The 8,338-nt window shown below is 68.6% G+C and carries 11 protein-coding genes; 9 read left to right on the plus strand and 2 right to left on the minus strand.

Features of this window, described 5'->3' with window-relative positions; translation table 11 throughout:
- The first annotated feature begins 3 nt into the window (after positions 1–3).
- The 7 genes from DSP71_RS24675 to DSP71_RS15930 all read left to right on the plus strand — a co-directional run bounded on the left by DSP71_RS24675 (position 4) and on the right by DSP71_RS15930 (position 5,601).
- A complete protein-coding gene (locus DSP71_RS24675; RefSeq protein ID WP_396652064.1) occupies positions 4–144 on the plus strand; it encodes a LuxR C-terminal-related transcriptional regulator in 141 nt (46 codons plus the stop codon).
- Between the two features lie 74 nt (positions 145–218).
- On the plus strand, positions 219–422 hold the full coding sequence (locus DSP71_RS15905) for a cold-shock protein (protein WP_017831237.1): 204 nt from the start codon (positions 219–221) through the stop codon (positions 420–422).
- 242 nt (positions 423–664) lie between these two features.
- Positions 665–1,690, plus strand: a complete 1,026-nt coding sequence (locus DSP71_RS15910; RefSeq protein ID WP_061016188.1) for an iron-siderophore ABC transporter substrate-binding protein — start codon at positions 665–667, stop codon at positions 1,688–1,690.
- 33 nt (positions 1,691–1,723) lie between these two features.
- A complete protein-coding gene (locus DSP71_RS15915) occupies positions 1,724–2,773 on the plus strand; it encodes an iron ABC transporter permease (RefSeq protein ID WP_061016191.1) in 1,050 nt (349 codons plus the stop codon).
- A complete protein-coding gene (locus DSP71_RS15920) occupies positions 2,770–3,852 on the plus strand; it encodes an iron chelate uptake ABC transporter family permease subunit (protein ID WP_113681574.1) in 1,083 nt (360 codons plus the stop codon). The genes DSP71_RS15915 and DSP71_RS15920 overlap by 4 nt, the downstream gene beginning before the upstream one ends.
- Complete coding sequence (locus DSP71_RS15925) at positions 3,849–4,649, plus strand: ABC transporter ATP-binding protein (protein ID WP_045262087.1); 801 nt, start codon at positions 3,849–3,851, stop codon at positions 4,647–4,649. The genes DSP71_RS15920 and DSP71_RS15925 overlap by 4 nt, the downstream gene beginning before the upstream one ends.
- A complete protein-coding gene (locus DSP71_RS15930; protein WP_113681575.1) occupies positions 4,639–5,601 on the plus strand; it encodes a siderophore-interacting protein in 963 nt (320 codons plus the stop codon). Before DSP71_RS15925 ends, DSP71_RS15930 begins: the two co-directional genes overlap by 11 nt.
- Before the next feature lie 156 nt (positions 5,602–5,757).
- On the opposite strand, the gene DSP71_RS15935 is transcribed toward DSP71_RS15930, so the two are convergent.
- The gene (locus DSP71_RS15935) at positions 5,758–6,600 is read right to left on the minus strand and encodes an alpha/beta fold hydrolase (protein WP_113681576.1); all 843 of its coding nucleotides are present in this window, start codon (positions 6,598–6,600) and stop codon (positions 5,758–5,760) included.
- A 96-nt stretch (positions 6,601–6,696) separates the two neighbouring features.
- Here DSP71_RS15935 and DSP71_RS15940 point away from each other — a divergent pair, with 96 nt between their 5' ends.
- On the plus strand, positions 6,697–7,263 hold the full coding sequence (locus DSP71_RS15940; protein WP_113681577.1) for a TetR/AcrR family transcriptional regulator: 567 nt from the start codon (positions 6,697–6,699) through the stop codon (positions 7,261–7,263).
- A gap of 106 nt (positions 7,264–7,369) precedes the next feature.
- Positions 7,370–8,182, plus strand: a complete 813-nt coding sequence (locus DSP71_RS15945; protein WP_061016200.1) for a tryptophan-rich sensory protein — start codon at positions 7,370–7,372, stop codon at positions 8,180–8,182.
- Here the strand turns inward: DSP71_RS15945 and DSP71_RS24100 are convergent.
- Positions 8,164–8,286: a winged helix-turn-helix domain-containing protein gene (locus DSP71_RS24100; protein WP_396652065.1), complete on the minus strand. Its 123-nt coding sequence runs from the start codon at positions 8,284–8,286 to the stop codon at positions 8,164–8,166. The two genes, DSP71_RS15945 and DSP71_RS24100, sit on opposite strands and share 19 nt — an antisense overlap.
- Positions 8,287–8,338 lie beyond the last annotated feature (52 nt).

Below are 8,338 nucleotides of genomic sequence, written 5' to 3' on the forward strand. Positions count from 1 at the left end.
CGCCTGTTCATCAGCGTGAAGACCGTGAGCGTGCATGTGTCCGCCGTGCTGCGCAAGCTCGGCGTGAGCACACGCACCGAAGCAGCTCTCCTGAAGAAGAATGACCAGCCCCGTACTGCGGCGGAGCCTGCCGTGGTAGCGTGACAGTGCGCGCGTCTCGGATGTTCCGGTTCGGCGTAGGCCGTGCAAACGGCTAAGTCAACAGAAAGTAGAAACACATGGCCACTGGCACTGTGAAATGGTTCAACGCGGAAAAGGGCTTCGGCTTCATCGCTCCCGATGACGGCTCGGACGACCTTTTCGCCCACTACTCGGCTATCGCCGGCTCCGGTTTCAAGGAGCTCCGCGAGAACCAGAAGGTCGAATTCGACGCTGAGCGTGGCCCCAAGGGCATGCAGGCGGCGAACATCCGCGCTCTCTGAGCGCGCGCTGACTTCCTGAAACCGGTCGGACCCTCACGGGTCCGGCCGGTTTTTTCGTGCGCTGCCGCCGTTCGAATCGCGCGAATGGTTCCATCCGGCGGCAGTTCACTCCCATTCGCGCGATTCGAACGGGGAATCTCAGGGTGAGGATCACCTAACCTCCGTGTTAGATTAGGCCAGGCTTACCAAAGGCTGGGCGCATCACCCGTGCCGCCCCCTCACCCCGAACCGAAGGAACGCCTGTGCGCACCTCTCGAATCCTCGCCATCGGCGCGGCCGCCGCGCTCGCCATCGGCCTCTCCGCCTGCGCATCCTCCGCGCCGGAGTCGACCTCGACCGCCGGCGGCAACCCCGCCTCCGACGACGCCTTCCCCGTCACCGTCGAGCACGTCTACGGCGAGACCACGATCACCGAGAAGCCCGAGCGCGTCGCGACCGTGGCCTGGGCGAACCACGAGGTGCCGCTGGCACTGGGCATCGTTCCGGTCGGCATGAGCAAGGCCGCCTGGGGCGACGACGACGACAACGGTGTGCTGCCCTGGGTCGAGGAGAAGCTCGACGAGCTGGGTGCCGAGACGCCGGTGCTGTTCGACGAGACGGACGGTATCGACTACGAGGCCGTCGCCGACACCGAGCCCGACGTGATCCTCGCCGCCTACTCCGGTCTGACGCAGGAGGAGTACGACACCCTCTCCAAGATCGCCCCGGTCATCGCCTACCCGAAGGTCGCCTGGGGCACCTCGGTCGACGACATGATCGAGATGGACTCCAAGGCCCTCGGCCTCGAGAAGGAGGGTAAGGCCCTGATCGAGCAGCTCGACGCCGACGCGCAGAAGGCCCTCGAAGCGAACAGCGTGCTCAAGGACAAGAAGGTCCTGTTCTCCTACATCGACCCGACCGATCTCAGCCAGATCGGCTACTACACGGCGATCGACACCCGCCCCGGCTACCTCCACGACCTCGGCCTGCCGTTCCCCTCGATCGTCGAGGAGAACAAGGACAGCGACCAGTTCTACCTGACCGTCAGCGCGGAAGAGGCGCAGAAGTTCGACGACGTCGACCTGTTCATCACGTATGGCGACGAGTCGATCATCCCGCTGCTGCAGGCCGACCCGCTGCTGTCGAAGATCCCGGCCATCGCCGAGGGACGCATCGCCGTCCTTCCCGACGCCACCCCGATCGCGGCCTCCGCGAACCCGTCGCCGCTGTCGATCCCGTGGGGACTCAGCGACTACCTCGCACTCCTGGCCGCGCCGCTGTCCAAGTAGCCGTTCCATCCGCAGCAGCGGAGTGAATGCTCAGTGACCTCAGCAACCGTCATCGCACCAGCACCGGGCGCCGCAGACCTGCGGCGCCCGGTGCTGGTGCGAACCATCTGGCTCCTCGTCGGGCTGGTGGTGCTCGTCGTCCTCAGCGTCCTGTCGATCTCCTTCGGCGTGCGCGCGGTCTCGTTCGACGACATCGTCGCCGCGCTCACGGGCCACACCGACACGATCGCCGAGGCCGCGATCGTGAAGCGCATACCGCGCACCGTGCTCGCCCTCCTCGTCGGCGCTGCACTCGCCCTCTCCGGAGCGACCATGCAGGCGGTCACTCGGAACCCGATCGCCGACCCCGGCATCCTCGGCGTCTCGAACGGCGCCTCCCTGGCTGTCGTCTGCGGCATCGCCTTCTTCGGACTCGCCGACCCCTACGGGCAGATGGCCTTCGCGATCGTGGGTGCCGGCGTCGCCGCCGTCTTCGTCTACACGGTGGGCTCGCTCGGGCGCGGGGGAGCGACCCCTCTCAAGCTCGCCCTCGCGGGGGCGGCGACATCGGCCGCCTTCGCCTCGCTCATCAGCGCCGTGATGCTGCCCCGCGTCGACCTGCTGCAGACGTTCCAGTCCTGGCAGATCGGCGGCGTCGGCGGAGCGGAGTGGCCGCGCATCGCCCTGACCGCGCCGGTGCTCGCCGTCGGCGCCCTCATCTGCTTCCTGTGCTCGCGGGGCATGAACTCCCTCGCCCTCGGCGACGAGATGGCCAAGGGTCTCGGCGAGAACGTGTTCCGCACCCGCATGATCTCGGCACTCGGCGCCGTGATCCTCGCCGGGGCCGCGACCGCGATCGCCGGACCCATCGGATTCGTCGGGCTGATCATCCCGCACGTGTGCCGCATGCTGGTGGGGACCGACCACCGTTGGCTGCTTCCGTTCTCGGCCATCGCCGGCGCCGCCCTGCTGACGGCGAGCGACATCGTGGGCCGCGTGATCGCCCCGTCGTCCGAGGAGATCCAGGTCGGGATCATCACCGCCATCATCGGAGCGCCGTTCTTCATCTGGATCGTCCGTCGGCAGAAGGTGCGTGAGCTGTGAGCACGACCGAGCACACCGAGCACACCCTCGAACGCGGCGAGGAGTCCGCCTCCGCCCGCATCACGCGGATCGTCGCGGGCCGACGCTCGCGCCACCGTCGTCACGCGATCGCCACGATCGTGCTCGGCGTCCTGGTCCTCGCCCTCTTCGCGGTCGCACTCATGGTGGGGAACACGTTCTACACACCGGACGAGGTGATCCGCGTGATCCTCGGCGAGACCGTGCCGGGGGCGTCGTTCACGGTGGGCGACCTGCGGCTGCCGCGCGCGGTGCTCGCCGTCCTCACCGGCATCGCCTTCGGCATGGCGGGCGTCTGCTTCCAGACGATGCTGCGAAACCCCCTCGCCTCGCCCGACATCATCGGCATCTCCAACGGCGCCGGAGCTGCAGCCGTGTTCGGCATCATCGTGCTCTCCGTCAACGGGCCGGTCGTGTCGCTGCTCGCGCTCGTCGGTGCCGTGGTCACGGCCTTCGTGATCTACCTCCTCTCGATCAAGGGCGGCTTCGCCGGCACACGACTCATCCTGATCGGGATCGGCATCGCGGCGATGCTGCAGAGCGTCATCTCCTACCTGCTGTCGCGCGCGGCGAACTGGGACATCCAGACCGCGATGCAGTGGCTCACCGGAAGCCTCAACAACGCATCGTGGGAGCGGGTGCTGCCGATGGCGATCGCCGCGCTGATCATCGTGCCGCTGATGCTGTCACAGGGCCGTGCACTCGGAGCGCTCCAGCTGGGAGACGATTCCGCGGCGGGACTCGGCATCCGCGTCAGCGCCACCCGCCTGCTGCTCATCCTCGGTGCGGTCGCGCTGCTCGCATTCGCGACGGCCGCCACCGGGCCCATCGCCTTCGTCGCGTTCATGGCGGGGCCCATCGCCGCGCGCATCACGGGTCCAGGCGCGAACCTGCTCCTGCCGTCGGCGTTCGTCGGGGCTCTGCTCGTGCTCGCCGGCGACCTCATCGGCCAGTTCGCCTTCGGAACCCGCTACCCCGTCGGAGTCATCACCGGCGTCGTCGGTGCGCCGTACCTGATCTATCTCCTCATCCGCACCAACCGCTCCGGGGGTTCGCTTTGACCGTCTCGCACAGCCTGTCCGCCGAGGGCGTCACGCTCGCCTACGGCGACCGCACCATCATCGACGGTCTCGACCTGCAGATCGCCCCCGGCCGCATCACGACCATCGTGGGAGCGAACGGATGCGGCAAGTCGACGCTGCTGCGTTCGCTCGCCCGTCTGCTGTCGCCGAGCGACGGGCAGATCGTGCTCGACGGCAAGTCGGTGCACGCACGCCCGACCAAGGAGGTCGCGCGCATCCTCGGGCTGCTTCCGCAGTCGCCCGTCGCGCCGGAGGGCATCGCGGTCGCCGATCTGGTCGGCCGCGGACGGCACCCGCATCAGAAGATGCTCGCCCGCTGGAGCACGCACGATTACGAGGTGGTGGCAGACGCCCTCGACGCGACCGGCATCTCCGACCTCGCCGACCGCAGCGTCGACGAGCTCTCGGGCGGTCAGCGCCAGCGCGTGTGGATCGCGATGGCGCTCGCGCAGGAGACCGACATCCTGCTGCTGGACGAACCGACGACCTTCCTCGACGTCGCGCACCAGGTCGAGGTGCTCGATCTGCTCACCGACCTGAGCGTCTCGCGCGGCACCACGATCGTGATGGTGCTGCACGACCTCAACCTCGCGGCCCGCTACGCCGACGAGCTGGTGGCGATGAAGGACGGGCGGGTGCACGCGACCGGTGCGCCGCAGGACATCGTCACCGCCGAACTCGTCGAAGAGGTCTTCGGCCTCGCCAATCAGATCACCATCGATCCGGTCTCCGGCAAGCCGATGGTCACACCCATCGGGAGGCACCATGTCCGCTGAGACGACCACGACCGAGCGCCCGACCTACATCCTCACCCGCGCCGAGGTGCGGGCCGTCGCGCGTGTCTCGCCCTCCTTCGTGCGGGTGACCTTCGGTGGAGACGAGTTGAGCGAGTTCGGCACACCGGGCGAGGTGTTCGACAGCCGCATCAAGCTGGTCTTCCCGCCCGCGTCCGGGGTGCTGCCCGACCTCGACAGGGCATCGGACAACTGGTGGCAGGCCTTCCTCGCCGTGCCGGAGGAGGAGCGCGGATCCATGCGCACCTACTCCGTGCGCGAGCTGCGGGTCGACGACGAGACCGGGACCGAGGTCGACGTCGACTTCGTGCTGCACCTCGAGCCGGGACTCACCGGCCCCGCGTCGCTGTGGGCGAGCCAGGCCGCGGTCGGGCAGGAGCTGTACCTGGTCGGTCCGCGTCGTGGCGTGGACGTGGACGCGCACGGGGGGGCCGAGTTCGCCCCCGGTACCGCGGTATCGGTCGTGCTCGCGGGCGACGAGACGGCTGCTCCGGCGATCGCCCGCATCCTGGAAGATGCGCCTCGCGACCTGCGCGGTGTCGCCTTCATCGAGGTGCCCTCGCCTGCCGACATCCTGCGCATCGACGTGCCCTCAGGGGTCGAGGTGCACTGGCTTCCCCGTGATGCCGGCGAGCCGCACGGGCTGCGACTGATCCCCGCCGTGCTCGGCCACCTCGGAGACGCCGACGCTGCGGACGAGATCCGGGTGAAGGACATCGACGGCGAGGACCTGCTGTGGGAGACGCCGGAGTACTCCGGTCTCGGCGAGGACATCGCCACGGCCGACGCTCCGGCCGAACGCTACTTCTGGATCGCGGGGGAGAGCGGCGTGGTCACCACGCTGCGTCGCCACCTGGTCAAGGACCTCGGCATCGACCGCAGCCAGGTGGCCTTCATGGGCTACTGGCGCCGCGGTGTCGCCATGCGCGGCTGACCCCCCTCCTCCCTCTTCCTGCCCTTCCTCCGTCCTGCCAAAACGGAGACGACCCGAGCATCCGCCGGCGTGTCTTGTGTGGACGCGCCGCCCGGATGCCGGGTCGTCTCCGTTTCGGCCTGCCAGCCCCGGAGTGGACGGCTGGCGGGGAAGGGGTTACTTCGCGAGGAAGGTCTTCAGCGCGGCGTTGACCTCGTCGGCGTGGGTCCAGAGCAGGCCGTGCGGGGCGCCCTCGACCTCGACGTAGTCGGCCTCCGGGACCGCCTGGTGGAAGCGGCGCGCGGTGGCATCGATCGGGAGGATGTTGTCGTTCGTGCCATGCAGGATGAGCGTGGGCTTCGCGGCCGCTGCCACAGCCTCGACGTCGGAGCGGAAGTCCTCGATCCAGGCGGGCACGACGGCGTAGGCAGCCACGGGCGCGCTGCCGATCGCCACGTTCCAGCTGCCGGTCACGGCCTGCTCGCTGATGCGCGAGCCGAGGTTCTCGTCGAGGTTGTAGAAGTTCTTGTAGAAGTCGGTGAACCACGCGAAGCGATCGCCCTTCGCCGCGGCCTCGATGCCGTCGAAGACCTCCTGCGGCACGCCCTCGGGGTTGTCGTCGCGCTGCACGAGGAACGGCTCGAGCGAGGCGAGGAAGGCGAGCTTGGCGACGCGGTCGTGCCCGTAGCGGGCGACGTAGCGGGCGAGCTCGCCGGTGCCCATCGAGAAGCCGACGAGCACGACGTCGCGCAGGTCGAGGGTCTCGAGCACGGTGTTCAGGTCGGCGGCGAACGTGTCGTAGTCGTAGCCGGAGTTCACCTTTGAGGACTGGCCGAATCCGCGGCGGTCGTAGGTGATGACGCGGTAGCCCTGGGCGAGGAGTTCGCGGGTCTGGCGCTCCCAGCTGTGCCCGTCGAGCGGGTAGCCGTGGATCAGGACGACGGGCTGACCGGCTCCCTGGTCTTCGTAGTAGAGCTCGATCGCGGTGCTGTTCTCGTTTCCGACGGTGATGTAGCCCATGGTCCTGATCCTTTCGGTTCCGGTGAGAACGGTCGTTCTCGCTCGATGTCCTCAATCTAGAGAACGTTCGTTCTCGTGTCAAGTAGACTTCTGGACATGACCGAAGACGAGGCTCGCGAGCGCATTCTGTCCGCCGCGGAGGAGCTCTACTACCGCAAGGGCTACGCCGCTGTGGGCATGGACGAGCTGCGCTCGGCCGCCGGCGTGTCGCTGCGCCGCCTCTACGCGCTCTTCCCCGCTAAGAGCGACATCGTCGCGGCCGTGCTGGCGCGCAAGCACGCGGAGTGGGAGTCCGGCCTTTCGGGGGCGGTGTCGGATGCGGGGGATGACCCCCGTGCGCGCATCCTGGCCGTCTACGGGTACCTCGAGAACTGGTTCTGCGCCGACGACTTCCGTGGATGCGCCTTCATCAATGCGTTCGGCGAACTCGGCGGCACCAATGCGGAGGTCGCGGAGATCGTGCGGGCGCACAAGGCGTCATTCCAGGAGTACATGGCCGGCCTCGTCGCCGACACCGGAGGTCCGCCCGCGCTCGCCGCGCAGCTGTCGATCCTCGCCGAAGGAGCGCAGAGCACCGCGGCGATCTCGGCCGATCCGGCCGTCGCCGCACAGGCGCGGGGTGCGGCCGAGGTGCTGATCGACGCGGCTTTCGCCCGCGCCTGAACTCTCGCCCGGCGCATCATCATATTTTGGCTAACCTGGTTAGCGAAACGGCGCACCTCTGTCAAGGCCGGTGCGACCGAGGAAACGCAGCCGTAGCCTTCGGGACATGGAATCACGCACGAAGGGCATCGGTCGTCAGGCGCTGATCATCGCGGCGGCGACATTCATGGTGATCGCGGCCGCTGTCGGGGCCGGAGCATTCGGCGGCGCGTCCGTCGACGATCTGCAGGACGGGGCGCTCTCGGCTCAGGGCTCGTACCTCGCGCCGGCGGGGCCCGCATTCTCGATCTGGTCGCTGATCTACCTCGGCCTGATCGCGTACACGGTGTGGCAGGCGCTCCCCGCTCAGCGGCAGGATCCGCGTCAGCAGGCCGTGGGCGGGTGGATCGCCGCCTCGATGGTGCTGAACGGGCTGTGGCTGGTGACCGCACGGTTCCTGACGCTGTGGCTCACGGTCGTCGTGATCGCGGCGCTCCTGGCCGTGCTCGCGCGGGTGATCGTGCTGCTCGGCCGCTTTCCCTCCCGGAACCTCGCCGACCGCATCCTCACCGACGGCGCGAACGGCCTGCACTTCGGTTGGGTCACCATCGCGACGGTGGCGAACACGGCCGCGTGGTTCACGCAGATCGCTCCGGAGAGCTGGGCGCAGGCAGCGGATGCCTGGGCCATCGCCGTGCTCATCGTGGTCCTGGTGATCGGGGCTGCCGCGGCGTGGGCCACCGGACGCATCGCTCCTGCCCTCGCGACGGCCTGGGGTCTCGCCTGGCTCGCGGTCGGTCGCCTCACGGGAGAGCCCGAGAGCACCGCGACGGCGATCGCCGCGATCATCGTGGCCGTGCTGCTCGTGCTCACCGGGGTCGCGGCGGTCGTGCGCCGGTCGCGCATCCGGAGCGCTGGGGCTCAGAGCACGAGCCGGTAGCCCATGCCCGATTCGGTGAGCAGATGCACCGGAGCACCCGGCTCCTGCTCCAGCTTCTTGCGCAGCTGCGACATGTACAGGCGCAGGTAGCCGGAGTCGGACACCTGCTCACTGCCCCAGATCTCCTTGAGCAGATCCTGGCGGGTGACGAGTGCG

Origin of the sequence: Microbacterium sp. H6, assembly GCF_003314775.1 — a bacterium.
Taxonomy (GTDB): Bacteria; Actinomycetota; Actinomycetes; order Actinomycetales; family Microbacteriaceae; genus Microbacterium; species Microbacterium oxydans.

Bases quoted from the DNA above. Each gene is read 5' to 3' on its own strand.
- DSP71_RS15905 (WP_017831237.1), top strand. From the start codon at position 219: ATGGCCACTGGCACTGTGAAATGGTTCAACGCGGAAAAGGGCTTCGGC.
- DSP71_RS15930 (WP_113681575.1), top strand. From the start codon at position 4,639: ATGTCCGCTGAGACGACCACGACCGAGCGCCCGACCTACATCCTCACC.
- DSP71_RS15940 (WP_113681577.1), top strand. From the start codon at position 6,697: ATGACCGAAGACGAGGCTCGCGAGCGCATTCTGTCCGCCGCGGAGGAG.
- DSP71_RS15945 (WP_061016200.1), top strand. From the start codon at position 7,370: ATGGAATCACGCACGAAGGGCATCGGTCGTCAGGCGCTGATCATCGCG.
- DSP71_RS15935 (WP_113681576.1), bottom strand. From the start codon at position 6,600: ATGGGCTACATCACCGTCGGAAACGAGAACAGCACCGCGATCGAGCTC.